Below are 23,844 nucleotides of genomic sequence, written 5' to 3' on the forward strand. Positions count from 1 at the left end.
GCCCCTCGGGGTCAAATGGATAAAAGCTCCGGTGGCTGAGGAACTGCCTCCTCGCTTTTTCCCATTTGCCTGTCGGGACAGAGACAGGCGATTCCGCTTTTCTTGTGTTTATAAGAATTTTTGGTTGTATAGCAGGATTGCTTTAGCTCTTGATTTCACGCCTAGCTTGCTGTATATCGTTGTTAGGTAAACGCGTATGGTTCCTTCGGATAGAAATAGTTTTTGTGCGATTTCCTTGTTGGTTGCACCATCTACAAGTAGTTGGAAAACTTCCAGCTCTCGAGGTGTTAGTTGGTCTAGTATGCTGCTCTCTGCTTGACTGCTGCTTTCTATGAGCCGTTCTACGTAGCTTAACGGCACCGAATTCCAGCCTGTCTTTTTATGTTTTTGTCGTTCTTTGGTATATGCTTTTAATAATTTAATACTCCCCTCCTCATCTAGGAAGGTTCGGACGTAATCATAAGTAGAGCCGTAGCTCAAAGCTTCATGCAATGCGTTCAAGGCGCTGTCCTTATGGTCCATTTCCATTTCACAAATTGCTTCTAACAAGGAAGCTTCTACGATTGTGGATACTTGATCTTCCTCTATTGCTTTAGTTTTCACTTGGATTACAGTCTTTAAGGCTTCTTCTACCTTTGCTGTTGCTAGCAACAGTCGAGCATGGACGAGTAACCAAAAAGGTTGTCTCGATTCAGCTTTTCGTAGCTCTGCTTCTGCTCTTAACGTATTTCCTTCTAATAAAAAGCAACGAGCTTTCATCGTGAGTAAAATATTTTGCCAATGCTTATCATTTATTGAATCTAGTACGTTATCTAATAATGCATGAGCTGCTACAAAGTTTTTATTTAAGGCATAAATTTGAGACTTTAAAACATACATGGGAATAAATAATCCAGGATCTTTTAGGCTATGGCCATACTTTAAAGCAATTTCTAATTCTCCAATGGCCGCATCGATATAGTTTCTTTCATACAATGTTTCTGCTGACGCCCCGTAGCTGAAGAGAGTCATATTTTTTTCCTTAAATTCTGTTTCACGGAATAATTTTGCAAACGGAATTGCTTTTTCTAACGACATAAACCTACCCTTGGATCCAATGCTAGTTCGAGTAAGCTTATGCTCAAATAAGTTGAACCTTATCGGTATTCCATCCCACCTAGAACTAACATATCCTTGGTCTACTTGCCTTTGAATTATTTCTATCGCTTTTTCAATCCCTGTCCCCATGCTAATAAGTGCATATACCTGCAGTGTTGTAAAAATATCAGCTATTCCTTTGTTCTCCTCTTTATCCATCCATTGTTCTAGTTGTTGCTTTAGCTCTAACTCATAAATGATTAGACCCGCTTCTTCTATTTGAAGGGCAGATATTAAGGTAATGGTGTACATCACTAATATTTCATAATTAACTGGGTAATCGTTTCTTCTTAAAGTTTGGATCCAACCTAAAAAAGTGGAGGTTTCTCCATTCTTGAATATTTCTACTAAATGTTCTGTTATCCACGACTCCGCTAGCGTAAAGGCGCTTTCTTGTAAGGCCAAGTCAATCGCACTGTTGATATCACCTTTTAAGTAAAGCAGCTTCGCGGTTTCCAAGATGATGGATGAAACAAATTCCTTTGGATAACGATTTTTAAGTTCAATTTGTAAAGCTTCTGCGAATAAATGATGGTAACGAAACATCGGTTGGGCATTGTTTAAACGAACAGTGAAAATTCCCTTGTTTTCTAGTTCTATAAGCATTGCATAGCTATCACTTCGGTTCGTTAGGCTATTACAAATTTCCGGTTCTAAAGATTGTAAAAAAGACGTCTTCAGAAGAAAATCTTGAATAGTTGACGGAAGTGTATCTAGTATCTCTTGCAATAAAAAATCAGTGATCAAGGGCTGTAAAGGGTTCATCTTGTCTAATGTTAATGCATTGTTGGAGTTGGTCCTCATTGAAATACTCGTTAATTGGATGCCGGCTGGCCAGCCTTCTGTGGTGTTTAATACGTGATGTAGTAGCTTCTCTTCGAGGTTTTTCTTTTCGTAAAATTGTTCAATTTCCTCAAATGTAAAGCACAGTTGTTCCATGCTTATCTCATTGAGCCAGGATTTAACTCGCCACTTGGCGATTGGGAGGGGGAGATTCTCACGACTAGTTACGTAGACGTGTACGTTGTCAGGTAGATATTCAATTAGTTGGGTAAGCATTTGATGAATCACTTTATTGTCAATTAGATGATAGTCTTCCAACACAATACTGATGGGACGTTCCATTAAACTCATTTCGTTTAAGAAAGAATCAATCAAAAATTCTAACGTGGAAGGATCCTGTGATTGGAACAATGAGGCGAGCGTGTTATACATGTTACTCTCCGTAACATTAGATGTCGTATGAATAACATATTTCCAAAATCGTATCGGATCATTGTCAGATGTATTCAGGGAAATCCATGTAACGGTGTCATTTGCTTGGTTAAACCATTGGCTTAATAGCGTTGTTTTACCGTAGCCTGCTGGTGCTTGAAGAATGGTGATTCTCTTTGAATGGTTTTTCTGAAGTAATTCATATAATCTTTCTCTATCTAATGCTTCTGCTGTAGCTTTTGGTACCGTTGTTTTGGAACTCAACCAGACCATTTGCATCCTCTTTTACCTCCATGGGTTGCTTATACTTTGGAAAACATAAGAATAATTAACTAGTCTCCTTGTAAATCTATTATACTATTAATCTGCAACTTTTTATTCAAAAAATTAAAATAATTAACATTCCTCAATATTTTCTGAAAATCATTTCGTATAAGCTTAAGTGGTATGTGTTTTTAAGGGATTTTGCAAATGAGAAATGGTTTCTTAAAGTAGTTAGGGGGGGATACTTGATAAAATATAGTATATTAATGATCTTTTGAATAATGCACTAAGAATTGAAATAAAAAACTGAGCAATTCAATAGGAGGAATAGTTTTGAGGAATAAGGGATGGAAGACAGCAACAGCGGTAGCCTTATTAACAAGTTCGGTTATAGCCTTTTCACCAATTGCGTATGGTAAATCATTTTCAGTGGAGCAATCGGTAGCCACAGCGAAAAGTGATTTACACAAGGCGACTACGATATACGTATCTCCGGCGCTTGAAGGGAATTTAATCCCAAGTGACTCGCTTTATGCTACGTTAAATAGTGTGAAGAAAAATTATGAGATCACAAAAAGTGTCGTTACCTCATCCAAATTATCTACAGGCGAGATAGAAGGCACATTGAAGGAAATGGATGCCATTTACAATGAAAAAGTAACTAAGGGATTAGTTTCCTATATAGATGCGTATAATTACGCAACGAAGTATTTAGAACCTCTAATGAGGGAGATTAGCCAAGCGGAAGCAAAGGGCGATTTTGCAGGAGTAGCTGCTGGATATCATAAGCTATCGTATCAATTAAAGGATCGATCCTCTATTTTATATCGTTTTTCTGGCAAAGCTGCACGGGACTTACTACTAGAAAAGTATAAAAAGCCTGCTGATGCAAAACGTGATGAACTAATGCTACCAGTCACCATTTATATGGAGTTAGTAGAGTTAAACAGCTTATATACGGCTGGGAAACAATCGGAAGCTTTAAAAGTATATGCAGAAATAAATGCCTTAATGGAAGGGTTACCGAAAACAAGTAAGTATTCGCCTATTTTATTGGCTGAGGTAGCTAAAATTAAAGGGATAGTGGATGGACTTCCTATCCAGTCCACAGAACAGCAGGTACTTGATGCAAAGGTGGAAGGCCTCGTGAAGGCAGTAAATGCTAGCCAAAAAAATATTCTTTTATCTTCTAGCACGTCCAATTCTATAACGATAACAGTTCAGGAAGATATCAGTATGTTAGACTTTTTGAGTAAAGGATTTTATCCGACCCTCATTAGTAGCTTAGGTGTGTCTAAGGTGAATGGAAACGATCCATTGTCAGAGGCGGCTATGAATGAATTAAAGGCATTGTTTCCTGCAGATGCAAAAGTGCTATCTGAATTAAAAGGCAAGTCATTTAATCTTCCAGTCACCGTTAATAATGGTGCCTTGGATGTCGTATTTATACTAGTTTTTAACTAAACAAAAAAAGACCATGTAAAAGCTAAACTTTTACGTGGTCTTTTTTTGTTTATGAATGTTCATTTTGGAAGCTGAAGGGTTTCACATAATTGCACCCTTCACAAGCGTGGCCTATTTGTTCTTGGGTATCGGGGTGCTGATAGTAAATTTCATCGTACCCACAAATGTAACACTCCATGACATGAAAAATGAGACGAGGACCAATGACGTTGTCTAACAGCTGATTAAAATCGGACTGCATATTCTACATCTCCCTCTGCTTTTGTATCAATATAGCAAGTTAAAACCATATTATTCGTCGAAAGCCGGCAGAAATTTGGATTTGATTTCGACTATTTCCTGTTAATAGATTATATGGAGGGAGCGTGTTCTATTATGAACGTTTTTTTTAGGAGGAACATACTAAAGGCTAGGTCTATTTGTAATCTTTTATTCATAGTAATTGAACTCTATTTTCAATTAAAAAGAACGATTTTTATTCGATGGTGGATTGTTTGTCGGAAAGAGAGGGAAATGAGGGAAAACGGTTAGAAAGATAGATTCATGCTCTGTGCAAGACAGTCAGAATCTCATGTCCCTATTTTTTCGTTGTGGTAGAATAGAGGCATTTTACCCACTTTTTGGAGGCATTTGATTTGATTTGTCGTATTATGGAGGGGAATGAGGACACTTGAGGATGTAAGAAATGAGGAATGCGAAATGATCGAACTCCGAGATGTGCAAAAAAAATATCGTTCAGGGACAAAGCAGATGGAAGTATTGCGCGGGATGGATCTTCGTGTGGAGCAGGGAGAGTACGTGGCAATCATGGGGAAGTCCGGTTCAGGGAAGAGCACGATGCTCAATTTGTTAGGAACTCTGGACTTGTTAGATAAAGGAAGCTATATGTTAGCTGGAAAGTCAGTACATAAAATGGGTAAAGCTCGTCGGGCAAAGCTACGGAATGAGGAGATAGGATTTGTCTTTCAGCATTTTCAGCTGATCCCCAACTTGTCTGTATATCAAAATGTGTTACTCCCCTTAACATACGGGAGAAAAAGGCTTAAACGAAAGAAAGCTCGCGTTCTTGCTATGTTAGAAGAGATGGGCATTTTAGATAAGAAAAACCATAAGCCCGACCAATTATCGGGTGGTGAAAAGCAACGTGTCGCTATTGCAAGGGCCTTGGTCAACGAGCCTTCGCTTATACTTGCCGATGAGCCGACAGGGAGCTTGGATGAGGAAACAACGAAAAGCATTTTGAACTTATTTGATCGAGTACATGAAAAAGGAGCAACCCTTATTATCATCACGCATGACATGGAAGTAGCTTCTCGAGCACAGCGCATTTTAACGCTGCAGAATGGGGTACTTATATGAAGCTATTTACATCATTTAAATTGGCCTGCTTTGGTTTATGGTCGAATCGGCTTCGCGTGTTATCGGCGATGACTGGGGTGATTATTGGGATGTTTGCAGTCATTGTGTTATCTGCGATTGCTATAGGGGTAAAAGACACGCTGATGAAACAGATGGGAAGCCTAGGAGCAGAACAAATTCTTGTCATGCCGGGTAGACTGCTCGATACTACAAACGGAGAGAAGGATTTACTTAGCGGATTGACTAGCGTGCCAAGTACGCTTACATATGCAGATGCAGAAGTTGTGGCAGATGTGGAGGATGTCAAAACGGTAACTCCTATTTTGGAAACGATCAATGTAGTGAAATATGATGAAAAGAGTGCTCAGTCAGCTATGGTTGGCACAACGGATCAATTTCTGAGAGTGCAGCATGCCGCGTTGTCGGAGGGACGATTCTTTACGCAAGAGGAGCAGGATGGGAAGGCTAAGGTCATTGTGCTTGGTAACAATATTCACGAGGCATTGCTTGGAAATAAGGAAGTTCCTGCTGAGGGCGGAGGGATGCCTTCGGAGGAAAAAGTGGAACCCGATCCATGGTGGAAGCGAATCATGAATAAGCTCCTAGGAGAGACCGCATCTGCGGAAGAGCCTTCATTAGTCGGACAAACTGTTACGATAAATGAAGAAACGTATGAGGTAATTGGAGTGCTCGCCCCAAACGCCACGCTAGGGTCTAGTACAGATAATAATGTGGTTATTCCGATTCAGACGGCTCTTGAGAATACAGATATGAAGAACTTAACGAAGATGATTGTGGAGGCTTCCAGTGTGGACGCCGTCGATCAGGTGGATGAGCAAGTGTTTAGTGCAATCATGACGAACCATACAGAAATTGATTTCAGTGTGGTGAAGCAGGAGCAAATGCTCGGAGCGTTAGGCAAGGTAACTTCTATATTGCAGGTGATGTTGTTCGGAATTACTGCCACGGCCTTAGTGATCAGCGGTATGGGAATCATGAATGTCATGGTGATGTCTGTCCGAGAAAGAACGAAGGAAATTGGTATAAGAAAGGCACTTGGTGCTACCACCTTCGAAATTTTGATGCAGTTCTTCTTCGAAACTTTGCTGCTATGTGTAATCGGTGGAGCTGCCGGGATTGGTCTTGGATATTTGTTTATAGAGTTTTGGAACAATAATGTGGATATCTTTGCCTTGGTGCTTCCTTTATGGGCGGTTAAGCTTGCGCTGTATACATCCTTTGGCATCGGTAGCCTGTTCGGCATTTATCCTGCCTGGAAGGCTGCTCGTATGAATCCTAGTGAGGCTTTGCGGTTTGATTAGTTTTGGACCTTTGGAAAAGCAAATAGGATTATTATAGGAATATTATTACAGGTGCCTGGCACCTGTAATAATATTTGTTTTGCTATTTGATTTTTATGGAGCTTGTACTTTTTTTATTTACCTAAAGGTTTTTTGATGTGATTTAGGGAATAAGATAAGATATAGAGTTTTGTAGAAGGGGGAAAAATAGTGAAACAAAAGGTACAAATATTATTGGTTTTATGTTTGTTTGTCTTTAGTGTAAATATGCCAGCAGCTTTTGCGGCGAATGACAAAATAGATTACGTGGCGTTAGGAGATTCCATCGCTAGTGGTCAAACGCCATATGGAGAAAGAGTTGGGCGTGGATTTACAGACATAATTAGCGAGAAGCTTGAGAAGGAAGGACGTTTAGGCTCTTTTACGAAGGAATTTGCTAAATCCGGTGAAACGACGGATGGACTTTTAGAGAAGCTCAAGCGAGAAGATGTTCAAAAGGCGTTGAAGGAAGCTGAATTAGTAACAATCGTCAGTGGTGCTAATGATTTTATCCAGGCCTTTTATGACCCTAAGGATGAAAGTGTGAATGTGGACCTTACAGCAGCAACTTTAATATTGAGTAAGGTGTCGGAGAATCTGACAACAGCGGTTAAACAAGTGAAGGCTATTAACCCAGATGCTGAGATTTATTTATTCGGCTACTTTTTTCCGTTCCCACATATGACGGATATTGCAACGAGACAGCAGCTACAAATGGCATTCAATATTGTAAATAACCGAATAGCGGCTATTGCAGAAAGTGAAGGGGTGCATTTTGTTAATGTGGCGCCAGCGTTTGATGCAAAGGGGACGGTCTATTTGGAAAATCCAAAGGATATTCACCCAAACGAAGCTGGCTACCAAGTAATAGCTGACCAATTTTTCTTAAAAACACTGCCTGAGCTACCGCTTGGATGGGGCAGAGTAATGGAGAAAAATATACCCGTAGCCTCTGATAAAAAATGGACAATTACGTTAAGCAAGGATGTCGACAGTGCAAGTTTGAATCAATCCATTTTTGTCATGAAGGATGGTTCAATAGCAATACCAGTTGATAAAGCTGTGTCCAAGGCAAATGGGAAGCAAGTCGAGGTATTCGCTCCAAAAGGTGGATATAAACCAGGTTCCTACGAGCTAATGATCACCAATGAGCTGAAGGGGACAGATGGAAAACCTTTAACGGAAAGTGTGTTAGTGAAATTTGTAGTGAAGTAGAAGATAGCTTTTGGGACACTAATGATTTTTAGTCGCTCTGAGTTTCCCAAAGTAGTTGGTGGTTAGGGAAAGAAGAAAAAGCCTATTTCATCTTTAAAAGATGAGATAGGCTTTTTTTCTATGTATTTGAGGACGGTTATGTAAGAAAAGTGTTGAGTTTTATTATATGGATATTATGACAGGTGCCTGGCACCTGTCATAATATCCATATAATAATGGGGGGGAATAATGGGGGAATAATGGGGGAATAGTGAGGAATAGAAGGGTAATAATGGCTGCTTGGATAAATAGTTAGAAAAGTGACTAAATTTTCTGTTAGTATGTTATTTAAATATATTAATGATGTGGGTGGTGATTGGTTTGGTTTCAGTTGAGCAGTTGGCTTGTAGGCTAGAGAAGTATGGGATTCTTTTGGTTGGTGGGGAGAAAGGGAAGGGAAGAGGAATAGATTATATTAATATTCAGGAGCTTCCGTTAAGGAGTGAGCGTGTTCATCCTTTTGGGTTTATTTTGACTACTTTTGCGGCTTTTGAGGGTGAGCAGGGAATCGTTTCGCATGTGGAATGGCTGATTTCACGAAAGATATCAGCACTAGGTATCCATGCTGCTGGTTGTGCGGTGGTCCCAGAAAGCTTGTTGGAGCTTTCTAATACGCATTCGCTTCCTATTTTTACAATACCCATTGATTTGTCTTATAAGGAGATTTTTAAAGAGTTTAATGAGCTACTTTTAGGAGAGAATGATGCTCTTCGTGTTCAAATTGAGGAGATGAATCTTCAATTACTAGAGGCAGTTGCGCAAGATAAGGGAGTTAGTTATATCGTTGCAACGTTAGGGAAGTATCTTGCTTCACCAATCGTTTTTCTGGATCAAAGCTTAAACATTGTTTCTATTTGGACTAACAATACATACAATCGAGAGGAATATAGCCTTACTGTTAAAGCCGTCTTAGAGCAAGAAAAAGAATCGTTATACAAGGGGAAATACATGGAGGTAGAAAAGGTATTGACCGAGTCGTTTTCTACACAGCATGATTTGGCATTTTCGGTTCTCCCTATTATGGAGCATACAGAAAATCACGGATTCTTAATCATATGTAATAACGGGGTGGAGGAGTTGATGGTTAACTCTGCCATTCAGTATGGGAGGACGGCATTACTGCTGGATGCCGTAAAAAGAAAATCGTTAGAGCGTTTCTTGAAAAACCAAGAGATACGAACATTGGAAGCGATTATTGAAAATAAACGCCGTGAATCTAGTCGCTCTTCTAGCCTTTCTTCTTCTCTAAAAAAAATGCCTTATCTGTATGTATTTCGTTTTGATAATGAAGATTTAATTAATTATGGATTTACCGTCATTTACGATAAGCTGGGTGGAATAAATTCAGATAATATTATTTGGATATATGAACAGGAGGTTATCTGCCTCACTTCCATTCCGTATGAAATACAACATTTGAAGGAGCTATTATCCGCTTTGCAAGGAGTTCAATGTGGAGTTAGTGATGGAAGACCTATTAAGGTTGAAGCAGATCTTTCGCTTAAGTATAAACAAGCAAAGCGTTGTCTAGAGCTTACAGATCAATGGAATAGTAATCTAATTCTATTCCAGAACATAGGTGTGGAAAGATTTTTATTTTTGATTAAAGAGGAGAGCTCGATGCAGGAGGCAGCAAGGGGATTGCTTAAGCCTTTATTAGAATTTGATGAATGTAATCATGCAGAATTAACAAAAACATTGGATGTCTATTTAAAGAATTTTTTTAGTCTGAAAAAAAGTGCAGAGGAATTATTTGTCCATCGTAATACTGTGAGCTATCGACTAGAAAAAATTCAAGATCTATACCCGGATATTAGCTTTGAAAATCAAAATCATTACCTACTATTTGCGATTGCCTTAAGGTTAATCGACTAATTTTGTTTAGAGGCTATAAAATAGTCTCTTTTTTTTGTGCTCCTTAACTAATGGAAAATTTATTAGAAAAATCTAAAATTTCTATTAACTAAAGAGAGGACGGGGATATAGATGCAGACTATTTTGTATAACTGCTCGTTAATTGACGGACTAAATAAAGATATAAAGGAAAACGCTTATCTGATAATAGAGGATAAAAAAATAGTAGAGGTTGGCACTGGAAAAGTAGAGCAGACGGAATCTGCAAATTTAGTTGACGTAAAGGGAAAGTTTGTTATGCCAGGGTTAATTGATTGTCATGTGCATTTAGTATGGGATGGAACGGAAGATCCGCAAAAGAAGATAGAGCATCTAGACGAATCGAAGGTTGCCCTTCAGGCGTACTCGCATGCACTACTAACGATAAAGGAGGGGATCACCACAGTTCGAGACGTTGCCTCTCCAGGGAAAAGTGTTTTAAATTTACGAGATGTGATAAACAGCGGAAGTCTAATTGGCCCAACAATTGTTGCTTCTGGTCCTGCAGTTTGTATGACAGGGGGACATGTCCATTACTTAGGTAAAGAAGCAGACGGTCCCGATGCTGTTCGGCGAGCTACCCGTGAGGTAATGAAGGAAGGCGCTGATCTGATCAAGCTTATGGCAACAGGAGGTATTTATACTTTTGGAGAGGAGCCAGGTTCTCCGCAGTTAAATGTGGAGGAGATGAAGGCGGCCGTCGAAGAAGCACATAAGAAGAATAAGAAGGTAGCAGCACATGCTGAAGGCTTGATAGGAATTCACAATTGTATAGAGGCAGGAGTGGACACAATTGAGCATGCCATTTATGCAGATGAAAGTGCACTCAAAAAAATGAAGGAGAATGACACTTATTTAGTGCCCACGATGATTGTTATGAAAAGATTAGCTACGGATGAGCATATACCAGCATGGGCGTTAGAAAAGGCAAAGCATGTAGTGGAACCACATGAGAACATGCTAAAGCAGGCTGTACAGCTTGGAGTAAAGATAGCAACTGGGACAGATTGTGGTTCACCAGTTACTCCACCGAGCTACTATTTTGACGAATTATTAATAATGGAGGATGCGGGAATGTCTAGAATGGAAGTTCTTCAAGCATCTACACAAGTAGCTGCAGAATGTTTAGGGCTGAGTGATAGGGGCTTATTAAAGAAAGGAATGTACGCAGACCTATTAATTTTGGAGGATAACCCATTAGACGATTTGTCAATTTTGAAGGGTAATAAAAGGATTATGAAGGATGGACACTTTATTAATTAAGAAAGGGGATAAGCATATGAATTTAGAAAAGAGGGTTCATCAGCTACGCCAGGTAATGGATGACAAGGAGCTGACATGTTCAGTTATTTTGAACTTTGAAAACCAATATTATTTTAGTGGATTAAAGGCAATCACATATTCTAGACCGATCGTTTTGTTTGTAGATCAACAACATACAAAACTAGTAGTGCCATCTTTAGAAGAGACTCATGCCAAGGAAAAGTCTATAGCGGACCATCTACTTGTTTATTATGAAACACCTTTGCATCAAACACAGGCTAATTCTTATACAGAACTATTTGAAGAAGTGATTGCCTCTTATCCGAAAAATTCCAAGATTGGAGTCGAGTTTGCCTCTCTGCCAGTTGAATTAGGAAAGAGGTTGAGAGATAAGGGATTTGATTTAGTTAGCATAGATGATGAAATTATCCATATGAGAGCTATTAAAGAGGAAGCAGAGATAGAACAAATTATTGAATCAGGTAACTTGGTCAGCCTGGCATTAAAAGAGTCGTTAGAGCATGCAACACCTGAAATGACTGAAATGGAGATAGATCAATTTGGAAATACAGCTCTTTTTCTAGAGGTAGCAAAGAGGCATCCTAATTCGACGTTAGATTACTTCGTTATGTCACCTTCTGGAATAGAACGTACGAATATGCCGCATGTCTTCTCTAATACAAGGCAGCTTAATAAGAATGATCTTGTGATTCACAGCAGACAGGTTGGTATAAATGGATACCGTGCAGAATGTGAACGTACTTTTTTTGTTGGTAATCCTACATTAGAACAGGAGGAAGCATTTAAGCTGGCTCAAGAAGCGCAACAGGCTGCATTAGACTTTATACGTGTGGGTGTAACAGCAGCAGAGGTAAACGAGGTTGCTTTACAGGTTTTCCGAGATGCAAATATGGAGCAATATGTGAGACATCGGACTGGTCATGGTATAGGGATAGGTCTTCATGAGGAGCCGTCATTAAAGTATTCTAATGACCTTGTATTACAGGAAAATATGGTGTTTTGTGTGGAGCCAGGGCTATACATACCAGGTGTTGGAGGCTTTAGGCATTCAGATACAGTCATTTTAAGGGGGGAGGGGACACAGTTAATTACTCATTATCCAAGTAAGCTAGAGGATTTAATTTTATAACTAATTAGGGGAGGGAAAGGAATGAGTATTTATTTAATAGCCGTCGTTATTTATTTAGCTGTAATGGCCTTGATGGGGGTTTACTTTAGTAAAAAATCAATTGAGACTAGCAAAGATTTTATGGCAGCAGGCAGAACACTCCCCTTATGGGTTATGACTGGAACTTTATTAGCTACCTTTGTAGGTTCAGGGACGGTTGTGGGTGGAGCAAGCTTCATATATCAATATGGTCCATGGGCAGCCATTTTCAATCTGTCGGGTGGAATCTTCGGTATTATCGTACTTTATTTTATCGCAGGTAGGGTTCGAAAAGGGGAAGCTTTTACTGTTCCAGAAATTATTGAAAAGCGTTTTGGAAGTCAGGCCAGACTTGTTGCAAGTATTTTAATACTCCTAGCGTATGTAGGAATTACGGCTTACCAGTTTACTGGTGGAGCGTATGTATTACAGATCACGACAGGGCTACCAATTCAGACAGGTGCTATTATTATTGCTATTCTTGTTATTTTCCTTACAGTGAGTGGTGGATTATTCTCGGTTGCATACACAGATGCGCTAAGTGCACTGCTAATTGTTTTTGGTTTTTTAGTAGGGTTGCCTTTCGTGTTAAATGGAGTTGGAGGCTTGGAGGGATTGTCTCTAAATCTCCCAGAGCAGACAAAGCAATGGAATGGCGGGCTTAGTAACTTACAATTATTAGGGTATTTCTTACCTTTGTTTTTATTGATACTTGGTGATCAAAACATGTATCAGCGATTTGCTGCGGCAAAGGATGAAAAAACAGCTAGAAATTCTACGATAGGTTTTTTTGTAGGAAGTGTTCTGGTAATTGGATTAACGATAACTTTTGCAACTGCGGCAATTGTAATGTTCCCTAATATTACTCCTGATACTGCAGTGCTGAATATGGCGATAAATGGGTTGCCATTAGGAATCGGGTTGGTAGTTCTCTGTGCGTCTGTGGCCTTTATCATCACCACGGGAACGTCGTATTTACTCTCGGCTTCTGGAAACATTGTCTATGATATGTACAAAAGGTATAGCAAAAAAGATATCCCAGATAAAAAACTATTAAAGATGAACCGCTACGTTGTTGTAGGGTTGGGCGTGTTAGCATATGTGCTTGCCATGTACTTCCCATCAGTTCTAGCTATTCAAATGTACTCGTATACGATGTACGGAGCAGCCGTTACCCCTGCACTGCTTGCGACGATTTTATGGAAGCGTGCAACTAAACCAGGGGTGTTGAGCTCCATGGTAGTAGGAGGAGTAAGCACGATCTTATGGGAAGTAGTGTTGAGTAAGCCATTTGAGCTAAATAGCGTATTATTCGCATTGCCGATGGCCGTCCTCACTTTAATAATCGTCAGCCTACTTACCCAACCAGCAGCTAGCGTAAAACAAAAACTGGCCAGTAACTAGAGTGATAAAGTGTTACCGGTGCCGAGCGGTGTTACAGGTGCCAGGCACGTGAAATATACTAGAATATATAGTTGATGGGAATCCCTTGTTCTGAAATAGGAGAACAAGGGATTTTTTATTTTTTTAGAGAGAAATAGTATAGAGATAGTGTGTTGTGTTACAGGTGCCTGGCACCTGTAACAAACTGTCTCTTGTAATGTTAATAAATAACAATTGTTTTATAATAATATTTTTATCCTTAATAAATAGTTAAGAGTTTACCATAAATAACTATATATTTAATTAGAAAGATTGATTTTTCTTTGTTTTAGTGTGAATTTCTTGTTTTGCATAGATTATTTCTTTATGTTAAAGTTAAGAGTAAATTATTATTTTAAAATAATAAATGGCTCAAAAAAAGAAAAGGAAGTGGATTTATGAAAAAGAATTCTATTAAAAAAACGGTAGCTGCTACTGTGCTTGCCACGTCATTATTTGCTTCTGCAAATGTAACTTTTGCTAGTAGTTCGACTCAACAAGTTGTAGATCAAGCTCGTATTGACATGAAGAATGCGGCATATGCTTATGTGGTACCTGCACAAAAAGGTAAAGTTGCTACAAGTCAGGAGTTATACCCAGCTTTAAACAAAGCGAAAGCAAGCTATAATAAAGCAAAGGCTCAAGTATCTAAGTCTAATGACAAAAATAAGGCGAAAATCTTGAAAGAGCTTGATGCAATGTATGAAGAAAAAGTAAATGGTGGTATTGTTCCATATATTGATGCTTACAATTATGCAGACAAATATCTAAACCCAATCATGGAGGATATTGCTGAAGCAGAAGCTTCACGTAACGTATTCCAAATCGAAAAATCTTACCATGAATTATCAGCTCAGCTAAAAACTAGAACGTCAATCATGTATCGTTTTTCAGGTAAAGCTGCACGTGATTTATTGTTAAAAGAATACAAGGATCCAGCTAATGCTAAACGTGACGAATTACAAGTTCCTGTAACTATCTTTATGCAAGTAGTCAAAGCAGATAAGTTAGTGCAAGAAGGTAAAAAAGCAGAAGCAAAAGAAGTCCTTCAAACTGTCGGACCTTTAATTAATAAAATGCCAGAGTCTAATATTTTCCCAGGCCTTAAACAGTGGATAAATGAAAAGTATGACGCAGAAATAAAAAAGGCAAAGTAAGTTAGCTATTTCTAACCGCTTAGCGCTTAGGTATGGATGAATTTCTATGTAAACTCTATAGGAAAAATAGCAGCTTACTCGTATAGAAGGGACTCCATAATCTCTAACTATTTTAAAACTAATAGAAAGACCAGTTCAGTAATCTACTGAGCTGGTCTTTTTTGAATTTAAGCGGTGGTAGAAATCTCGCACAATATGTTACAGGTGCCAGGCACTCGTAATAATAAATTTTCACAAGGATTGGTAGTGTGGACAGAATGGTACAAGATATAGCGAAGGAATACCTGCATCAAGAATATTACAAGTGCCAGGCACCTGTAATATAAACGCTATAATCCAGTATTTTTGTGTGTTTGTTTACTAGATTTTTGGATATGTTCTATGTATTTTGATAGATTTTACATAGTCTTAACAGGGAGTGTATTGTTTTAGTTACGATAATTGATTATCTTTAAGGAAGTACCTAATTATTTTATGTTTTATAAATAGGTAGACTAGTTAGAGTATTAATTATAATTAGAAACAGGAGTGGGATTGTGAAAAAAGATTCTATTAAAAAATCGGTAGTTGCTGCTGCACTTGCGACTTCATTGTTTGCTTCAGCAAATGTGACTTTTGCGAGTAGTTCGACACAACAAATTGTAGACCAAGCTCGTATGGACATGAAAAATGCAGCGTATGCTTACGTTGTGCCAGCTCAAAAAGGTAAAATTGCTACTTCTAAAGAATTATATCCCGCTTTAAACAAGGCGAAAGCAAGTTATGCGAAAGCGAAAGCTGCTATTGCTAAATCTAATGCAAAAAATAAAGCTACTATGTTAAAAGATTTAGATGCTTTGTATAATGAAAAAATTTCAAAAGGAATTATCCCTTATATTGATGCTTATAATTATGCGGATAAATACTTGAACCCAATCATGGAGGACATTGAAGAGGCAGAAGCTTCTCGAAACGTATTCCAGGTTGAAAAGTCTTATCATGCGTTATCTGCTCAGTTAAAATCTAGAACATCTATTATGTATCGTTTTTCTGGTAAAGCGGCACGTGATTTATTGTTAAAAGAATATAAAGATCCGGCTAACGCTAAACGTGACGAGTTACAGATTCCAGTAACTATTTTCATGGGTATAGTGGAAGCGGATAAATTAATGCAAGCAGGTAAGAAAGAGGAAGCTAAGGCTGCTCTTCTTAAAGTTTATCCATTAATTGATAAGGTTCCTGCTTCTAATGCATTCCCAGGATTGAAACAATTTTTAAAAGATTTATATAATCAAAAGTTTGGTGACGAGGTTGGAGATAAAGGAACTGTTTCTTTACGTATCTTAGGAACTTCTGATATTCATACTAATATCGTAAACTATGACTATTATAAAGACACTGCTTCTAACAGCTTAGGTCTTGCTAAAACAGCAACATTAATTAAAAATGCACGTACTGAAAATAGTAATTCATTGTTATTTGATAACGGAGATTCTATCCAAGGGACTCCTCTAGGCTCTTATAAATCTTCAGTGGACAAGCTAGTGGATGGAGAAGAGCATCCTTCTATTACAGCGATGGAGCTTTTAGACTATGATGGTGCAACATTCGGTAATCACGAGTTTAACTATGGCCTTGAGTTCTTAGACGAGGTAATGGATGATGCAGATTTCCCTTATGTAAATGCAAACGTTCGTGATGCAGCTACTGGTAAGTTAGCTTATACACCATACGTATTAATCGACAAAGAAGTGGTTGATGCAGCTGGTAATAAATCCACGGTTAAAGTAGGGGTAACTGGTATCGTACCTCCACAAATCCTAAAATGGGATAAATCTCATTTAACAGGAAAAGTGACAGTAGATGATTCAGTTCAAGCTATCGAAAAAGTTGTTCCTGAAATGAAAAAAGCAGGAGCTGATGTAGTAGTCGTTCTTTCTCACTCAGGTATGGGTGATGCAACACATGAGGTTGGCGAAGAGGATGTAACTTATTTATTAACTAAAGTTAAGGATGTAAATGCAATTATCACAGGTCACGCGCACCAAGTGTTCCCTGGCAAAGTGGATGCTTCCCTAACTAATGTGGATATCGACAAGGGAACGATGAACGGCGTGCCAGTTGTAATGCCTGGTAAGTTTGGTAGTCATTTAGGTGTAATTGATTTAACGCTTGAAAAAGACGGCAAAGGCTGGAAAGTTGCTTCTTCTAAAGCAGAAGTTCGTACAATTGCTAAGGATGCATCTGATGTAGACCAAACAATTGTAAATGCAGTTAAAGAAGCGCATGAAGGAACTATTAGCTATGTTCGCCAAGCAGTAGGTACAACTACAGCGGATATTCACAGCTACTTCTCTCAAGTGCAAGATGATCCATCAATCCAAATCGTTACAGATGCACAAACAGAATATGTAAAAGCTAAGCTAAAAGGAACTGCAAATGAGAACATTCCAGTTCTATCTGCAGGTGCTCCATTTAAAGCAGGAACAAGAAGCGATTCAGAATATTACACATATATCCCTACAGGTCAGTTAGCGATTAAAAACGTTGCAGATCTATACTTGTACGACAACACACTTTCTTATGTGAAAGTAACTGGGGCAGATGTGAAAGACTGGTTAGAGATGTCTGCTGGGCAATTCAACCAAATTGATGCAAACAAAACAGGTGAACAACAGTTAATCAATACAGATTTCCGTTCATATAACTATGATGTAATCGATGGAGTAACATATGAAATTGATGTAACAAAACCAGCGAAATATGATCCAGATGGTAATTTAGTTAATAAAGATGCTTCACGTATTGTTAACCTACAATTTGATGGCAAGCCTATCGATTTAAAGCAACAATTCATTGTAGCAACAAATAATTACCGCGCAAATGGAACATTCCCAGGTGTGCGTAATGCAACCGAAACAGAAGTATATCCTGATGAAAACCGTCAAGCAATCATTGACTACATTCTAGAGAAGAAAACAATCGATCCTTCTGCTGATGGAAACTGGAAATTTGCACCTCTTCCAGCAACTGCAAAAATCGTATTCGAATCTTCGAAAAATGCAGCAAAAGTAATTCCAGCTGATGGCAACATTCAATTCATGGGTGAAGGCACAGACGGATTTGGTAAGTATTCTATTAAATAAGGTGAAATAAAAACCTTTAAAAATCCTTTCTAGCATTATTCGCTAGAAAGGATTTTTTTGTTTGGATTATTACGTCTTGTGATACAGGTGTCTCTCTTATGTTACAGGTGCCTGGCACCTGTAACATAACCACCCGTAATACCATTGTGGCAGTTATTAATATTAATTGAAAAAAGCAGTCGAGGCTCTTTAGTGAGCTTCGACTGCTTTTGTTAGAAAGCGTTTGGAGTTTCTGAATCTGTCCTACCGCCGTAAGTAGAGTAGGTGGTTGCAGAGACAAAAGATAAATCTTTGTCTTCCATTTTATATCCCTTTGCAAGTAGTAGATTGGTAATTTCCTCTTTAAGTGTATCTCTCTTGTCTATGAGCTTGTTGTAAGGAATGATGAATTGTTGATTTACGTGTCGAATAAGATTTTTGTACAGAATTTGGCTGATTATATAAGGGACGCTTAGGAAATAGATTGGGGCAAAGATTAAAAAAGCAATTAAATAATCGTGTGAGATAGTGGAAACATAATATGCTACGGCACAGTATGTTACATACGCGCAAAAAACTAGGAGCCATACGGTAGCTTTTAACTGTTTATGTCTTTCTTGCAAGTCAAATCTTGTGATGATGCCCGGACTTAAATTCTTTACTATTCTTTCGCGCTTAAAATCGTTTAGTGAGTTTACTGCTTCTAAAAGTTCTTTACTTGTCAGATCACTTACGTTCAATAATGCTCTTTTTAGTATAAAAATATCTTTCTTTAAATTTTCTTTTTGAGTAAGGAAACGTTGATATCCTAGCATAAATACTAGTTTAGTTTCATCATTGTACATAAAAGAAACGACGAGAGTTGAAATTAATGTTGCTATCAAAATAGTATCTGTCATTGGTAATCCTAAAAGTAAAGATATTAAGTAGGCTGCTGCTATGGAAGTAGAAGTGTTGATCATCACAATGGTGAAGCCATATTCTGCTTTTTTGCTTAAACTCACATAAATACAAGAAACGGCTACTGGGTATGTCAGATATAAAAGAAGGTATAAGGGCGTATTTGCTATAAATAGATACATTACAGAAATTGAACTTGCTGCTAATAAGCTTTGATTAATAGAGTTCTTAGTTGCTTTTTCTGAAATTAAAAACGAAGTGGTGATCAGTAAAACTAAAAAAGTACCTCCGACCACTGACAAACCTATCAATGATAGAGGAAATATAAATTTTACAACGTAAGTAAGTTGAAGAGCTATTCCTGTAAATACAATTACTTGTCCTACCATATAGTTTGAGAATATACGGAGGATTGTTATAATCACCGTCATTAATGTAAATAATAAAAGTAGGTTGAATGTCGGTAAAGCTATATGTATTACTTTGCTAAATATGTAAGCTGTAAAAAGGGTGATAAAAAGTTGTTCGTTTAGGTTATGATCCTCTTTCATTTCCTTACCTCAATTCAAAAAAATGGAATTGTCAAAAAATAGACTAATATGATTGTAATACAAAAGTCTTGCTTTGGGTACTAAAATAGTTCTACAAATTTCGATAAATTTTTTAATTTAAGTATTATTAATAAGTATTTTTAAATGATAATATGGTTTAAAATGGTATTAAGAGGTAGTCTACAGAGCGTTTAATAATAGGAGAGGAATATAGAACTATGAGGAAAATTTTTCTATTTAGTGTAGTAATTATATGGATGGGAATTATTTTTTATTTATCTCAACAGCCAGCAAGTGTCTCTAGCCAACTGAGCTCTAACGTAGCGCATACTATTAAACAGGCCGCAAATGTTGTTGCACCTGAAACTAATATAATTAAAGATGACTACTACATCGTTATACGGAAACAAGCTCATTTTCTAGTGTATTTTATCCTTGGTATTCTTTTAATGCAGTATTTAAAATCTACGCGATTAAATCTCCTGCCAAGTATGGCATTGTCACTAGTTATTTGCGTGGTCTTTGCTATAGCAGACGAGACACTACAGTTATTTGCACTAGGCAGGGGGGCCCAAGTGAGGGATGTATTTATAGATACTGTGGGTGCTAGTATTGGAATTATTGGGTATGTACTGCTTTCTAAAATTCGTGTATTCATCTCCCGGTTGAATTCTTCCAATTAGTTTATCTGTGTATGCCACTTTTACAGTATATATGGTATTCTATAATAAAGAATAAATATTCTGAACTTAATGGGGAGGCTCCTATTTATGAAAAAGATAATTTCATTTTTAATATTAGTAGTTTCTCTTACATTACTTCATTCTGTAACCGCTGAAGCAGTTGGAAAAGTAATGTGGGGAAAAACTGAGCTAAAGGTTGGTCAAATTGGAAAAGTAACGGTCCAATCCGATACAACGCTTTGGAAACTAGAGGCTGATCAATCTTTAACAAAGGTACGAAGCTTGAAAAAGGGTGAGGAATACCGCGTATATCGCTATATTGGTGCCCACAATGGTCTTTATGGTGTAGGAGGAGGGAACTTCGTGAAAAAGGATATATCTATTAAGTACGAAACTCCATCGAAAGCTAAGCTAAAATTATTAAAAGGTGATAAACCAGATGTAGTCGAAACGCCAGCTAATCCAAAACCAGGAGATACGCTTCCAGTGGAGCCTCCTAAAAAAGATAATCTAACTGTCATCTCTGTTGAGTAGCCTAATTATGTCCCATCATTGAGTTGATGGGACATTTTTATGTGTATCTGTTTGGTAAATATTTAAATAAATAATTAAAAATTGCCTAAATTTAGTAATATTTTTACCTTAATTTACATGTTATGATTAATATAAAAGGAAGGGAGCACCATATGCGAAAGTCTAAAACGTTCAAAATTTCTATAGCAGCCTCAGCAATTATAGCAGCTACGCCATTGACCCAAGCTGACGCTGCAACAAATGTGAATCAGCTTGTAATAAATGCGCAAAATGCAAGCACCATTTTAAAGTGGGCCATTTCTGTAGAAGGGTTTGCAGATTTCAAAACAAAGCCATATGAAGAATATAATACAGCAAAAAAATACATAGAAGCAGCAGAAAAAGCGGCTGCCAGTCTCTCGAGCTCTAAGCGATTAAGTGTACAGGCATCACTGGTAGACGCAAAGGTCCAAGTAAAGCGAGCACAAGCATACATAGATGCAATTACTTCAAGTGAAAAAATAAAAGTCCTAACGTCGAATGTTCAACAAGCAATATCCTCTGGAAATTTAGATGATATAGAAACTGCCTACCACGTGGCCTCGGAAGAGTATCGTAAGCAAGCCAAGCTACTGGATCGAGTCTATGGGCAGTCCACTAGAGACGGAATACGAAACTCAGTAAAGCCCACCTTTGAACATCTCATACAAAGTATTCGATACGATGTAACCGTACATATGCATATAAAAAAGGCAGAACAACTTTTGAAGGAAAATAAATACATAGAAGCTGATTTAGAGCTGATGAAGGCTCATCAATACTTAACCGATTTCGAGAACAACCACAGATTTCACTCCAAGCTAGTAAACAAATACGAGGCTGTAGAGGATGCCATTCCTATGTTACCTCTTTTTGCAACACCTGAAGGCCAACATACAGTAACCTTGAAATTGTCAAAAGCAATGGATCACAACGTTAATCATTTAGAACCTGGTCAGTTTATTATTCCGGGGGAAATAATTCAGCAGGCCAAGCTTTCAGATGATCGAAAGTCTATTAAATTATCAACTTCAGAATTAGAATCAGCTACAGACTACACCCTGAGATGGAAAGGGCATTCCGTGCAATTTACGACACCTTCAGTTGAGGACACATCAGGTATTTCATTAACGGATTTAAAAGATCAATACCTTGAAACGACGGATACTAGTGTGTATATTGCGAAGTTTACAAATGGCGATGGTTCACCTTATAACGGCCGAGTAAAAATAAACCTGGCTCAACCTAATGGAGAAGCTACGACAGCTATTATTACTTCCTTTAATGGGCAGGTTAATACTGGAAGTCAGGAATGGAGCCATTATGCCGACCAGAACGGTCATGTCGTTTTTACGGTAAAGGCTTCTTCAGGTGAGGCAACGAGCGTGCAACCAACCATTCAAAAGCTTGATGGCAATCAAACAAGTAAAAAAGCTGCAATTACTTATTTCCACCAGCTTCAACCTAATGCAGGAGAATACAATTTAAAGCTGGAAAATGCACCTATTCATAAGAATTCAAATTTCATAGTAGTTAACGGGATTAAATACAAATGGGATATGAATGACTTATTTTTTATTCATGGTCAGATTGTTTCTGTAGATGAATTTGTAGCGGCTTTGACTGAGGGAGATATGCTGACGATTGGGTATAATCTTCATCCAAAGGATATATCAACGTGGAATATTATTTCGGATATCACTCGTTATGCCCCTGTTACCATTAAGAATCCTGTTAAATCATCTGTTACTTTTGATGGCTCATATTACGAGATAAGTGGAACAGCTGAACCAGGAAATAAAGTGAAGGTTTATCGTAATGGTGCTTATGTTGGTATGATAACTGTGGACAAGGAAGGAAATTGGACAGTTGGAACCGTTAGTTTGCTTCAAAACATAGAAAATACCTTTGTTGCGTATCAGTACGGTCCCGGACAGGATGGTATCGATGGCACAGGCTCGGTGGATCAGGCCAATGCTACGATAAAGGAGGGAGCTTTTGCCTCAACATCTATCACTTACCATGACGAAGGCTCTAAAGGAATTTCTATAATGGATACGCTTGATTTCCAATTTATAAATCCTTCATTTAATCACACCTTTAAGACAAAGATTTCTGGGACGATCACTATAAATGATGGGTTTGGCAGGTCAGTGGAAGTGCGTGTAGATTATGTGGATGAAGATACTTTAAAGATCGTTGATTTTGTTTCAAGAGATGACAACTTTAGTTTTGATGCATCCGTTTTTGTTATTACTTCGACCTCTGGCATAGTCAATCAAGACCAGCTAGAATACAGTGTGAAAGCCTCGAAATTGGATGGTACAATTCTTCGAGATTCTTCAAAATAATCAATAAAGGCTATTCTTCGATATATTTCCCGGGGAATAGCTTTTATTTTTTATAAATTAATAAAAAAAATATGGATTCTCGCCTAGTTTCGACAATCTTTTCAGTTTTCATCTTATAGAATATAAAGTAACACTATTCTTTTTACAAACGAGGTGATGAAGTGCTAAAAGTAAATATCATTTTGGGTAAAACGTCCTTTACACAGTACATGATAAATAAACTACAAGAGGATCGCAAAAATATAGTAATTGTCATGGACTATAATCATTCGGACGATAAAGAGCCATTTGTAGAGAAGGGAGCTATGTATTGCTCTCCAAACCAAGCCAAAACTTACATAGAAATTGCAGGAGAGGTACTATTCCACCGCTTTGGTTATGTAAAGCCAAGGTTGAACCACTAAGCTTATAGAAAACAGGGTGTTTGAAGATCCACATCTTCGGACAACCTGTTTTTTAGTTTGGAAGAGGAATTTGATTGGAAAAGAGAATGTTTGCGAGGGATTTGACGTAAAGAAATAGCTGATTGTCGTAAACTAGCTGCCTATTGTCGTAAATTTGCCTCGAGTAGGAGAGCGGGCAAGGGATTGTAGTAATTTACGGGTTGATTGTCGTAAAGTAATGCAGGATTGTAGTAAACTATCTGCTCATTGTCGTAAATTTGACTGGAGTAGGAGAGCTGGCTCGGGATTGTAGTAATTTACGGGTTGATTGTCGTAAAGTAATGCAGGATTGTAGTAAACTATCTGCTCATTGTCGTAAATTTG

Annotated in this window: 16 protein-coding genes; 14 read left to right on the forward strand and 2 right to left on the reverse strand. The window is 37.9% G+C overall.

Annotated features, from left to right (window positions below; translation table 11 throughout):
• Positions 1-108: 108 nt before the first annotated feature.
• Positions 109-2,631, reverse strand: a complete 2,523-nt coding sequence (locus tag HF876_RS19210) for a winged helix-turn-helix domain-containing protein (RefSeq protein ID WP_277347139.1) — start codon at positions 2,629-2,631, stop codon at positions 109-111.
• A gap of 318 nt (positions 2,632-2,949) precedes the next feature.
• On the opposite strand from HF876_RS19210, the gene HF876_RS16850 reads away from it, so the two are divergent.
• The 10 genes from HF876_RS16850 to HF876_RS16895 all read left to right on the forward strand — a co-directional run bounded on the left by HF876_RS16850 (position 2,950) and on the right by HF876_RS16895 (position 18,061).
• Positions 2,950-4,080, forward strand: a complete 1,131-nt coding sequence (locus tag HF876_RS16850) for a hypothetical protein (protein ID WP_169361214.1) — start codon at positions 2,950-2,952, stop codon at positions 4,078-4,080.
• Between the two features lie 699 nt (positions 4,081-4,779).
• A complete protein-coding gene (locus tag HF876_RS16855) occupies positions 4,780-5,439 on the forward strand; it encodes an ABC transporter ATP-binding protein (RefSeq protein WP_169361228.1) in 660 nt (219 codons plus the stop codon).
• The gene (locus tag HF876_RS16860; protein ID WP_169361215.1) at positions 5,436-6,761 is read left to right on the forward strand and encodes an ABC transporter permease; all 1,326 of its coding nucleotides are present in this window, start codon (positions 5,436-5,438) and stop codon (positions 6,759-6,761) included. Before HF876_RS16855 ends, HF876_RS16860 begins: the two co-directional genes overlap by 4 nt.
• 189 nt (positions 6,762-6,950) lie before the next feature.
• Positions 6,951-7,994 (forward strand): GDSL-type esterase/lipase family protein, encoded by a 1,044-nt coding sequence (locus HF876_RS16865; RefSeq protein ID WP_169361216.1) that lies wholly within the window; start codon positions 6,951-6,953, stop codon positions 7,992-7,994.
• 360 nt (positions 7,995-8,354) lie between these two features.
• Positions 8,355-9,908: a helix-turn-helix domain-containing protein gene (locus HF876_RS16870; RefSeq protein WP_169361217.1), complete on the forward strand. Its 1,554-nt coding sequence runs from the start codon at positions 8,355-8,357 to the stop codon at positions 9,906-9,908.
• Positions 9,909-10,019: 111 nt separating this feature from the next.
• A complete protein-coding gene (locus HF876_RS16875) occupies positions 10,020-11,189 on the forward strand; it encodes a metal-dependent hydrolase family protein (RefSeq protein ID WP_169361218.1) in 1,170 nt (389 codons plus the stop codon).
• A gap of 16 nt (positions 11,190-11,205) precedes the next feature.
• Positions 11,206-12,339 (forward strand): M24 family metallopeptidase, encoded by a 1,134-nt coding sequence (locus HF876_RS16880; protein ID WP_169361219.1) that lies wholly within the window; start codon positions 11,206-11,208, stop codon positions 12,337-12,339.
• 21 nt (positions 12,340-12,360) lie between these two features.
• Positions 12,361-13,761: a sodium:solute symporter family protein gene (locus tag HF876_RS16885; protein ID WP_169361220.1), complete on the forward strand. Its 1,401-nt coding sequence runs from the start codon at positions 12,361-12,363 to the stop codon at positions 13,759-13,761.
• Between the two features lie 416 nt (positions 13,762-14,177).
• Complete coding sequence (locus tag HF876_RS16890; RefSeq protein WP_169361221.1) at positions 14,178-14,936, forward strand: hypothetical protein; 759 nt, start codon at positions 14,178-14,180, stop codon at positions 14,934-14,936.
• A 536-nt stretch (positions 14,937-15,472) separates the two neighbouring features.
• Positions 15,473-18,061: a bifunctional 2',3'-cyclic-nucleotide 2'-phosphodiesterase/3'-nucleotidase gene (locus tag HF876_RS16895; protein ID WP_251552660.1), complete on the forward strand. Its 2,589-nt coding sequence runs from the start codon at positions 15,473-15,475 to the stop codon at positions 18,059-18,061.
• 212 nt (positions 18,062-18,273) lie between these two features.
• On the opposite strand, the gene HF876_RS16900 is transcribed toward HF876_RS16895, so the two are convergent.
• Positions 18,274-19,491, reverse strand: a complete 1,218-nt coding sequence (locus HF876_RS16900; RefSeq protein WP_169361222.1) for a hypothetical protein — start codon at positions 19,489-19,491, stop codon at positions 18,274-18,276.
• A gap of 218 nt (positions 19,492-19,709) precedes the next feature.
• Between HF876_RS16900 and HF876_RS16905 the strand changes: the two genes are divergently transcribed.
• From HF876_RS16905 to HF876_RS16920, 4 genes are all read left to right on the forward strand, one after another.
• Positions 19,710-20,174 (forward strand): VanZ family protein, encoded by a 465-nt coding sequence (locus tag HF876_RS16905; protein ID WP_169361223.1) that lies wholly within the window; start codon positions 19,710-19,712, stop codon positions 20,172-20,174.
• Positions 20,175-20,261: 87 nt separating this feature from the next.
• Positions 20,262-20,708, forward strand: coding sequence for a VCBS domain-containing protein (locus tag HF876_RS16910; RefSeq protein WP_169361224.1), 447 nt, complete (start codon positions 20,262-20,264; stop codon positions 20,706-20,708).
• A 152-nt stretch (positions 20,709-20,860) separates the two neighbouring features.
• Positions 20,861-23,077, forward strand: a complete 2,217-nt coding sequence (locus HF876_RS16915; RefSeq protein ID WP_169361225.1) for a hypothetical protein — start codon at positions 20,861-20,863, stop codon at positions 23,075-23,077.
• 161 nt (positions 23,078-23,238) lie between these two features.
• Positions 23,239-23,481, forward strand: coding sequence for a hypothetical protein (locus HF876_RS16920; protein ID WP_169361226.1), 243 nt, complete (start codon positions 23,239-23,241; stop codon positions 23,479-23,481).
• Positions 23,482-23,844 lie beyond the last annotated feature (363 nt).

The organism is Psychrobacillus sp. BL-248-WT-3 (assembly GCF_012843435.1).
Classification (GTDB): Bacteria; Bacillota; Bacilli; order Bacillales_A; family Planococcaceae; genus Psychrobacillus.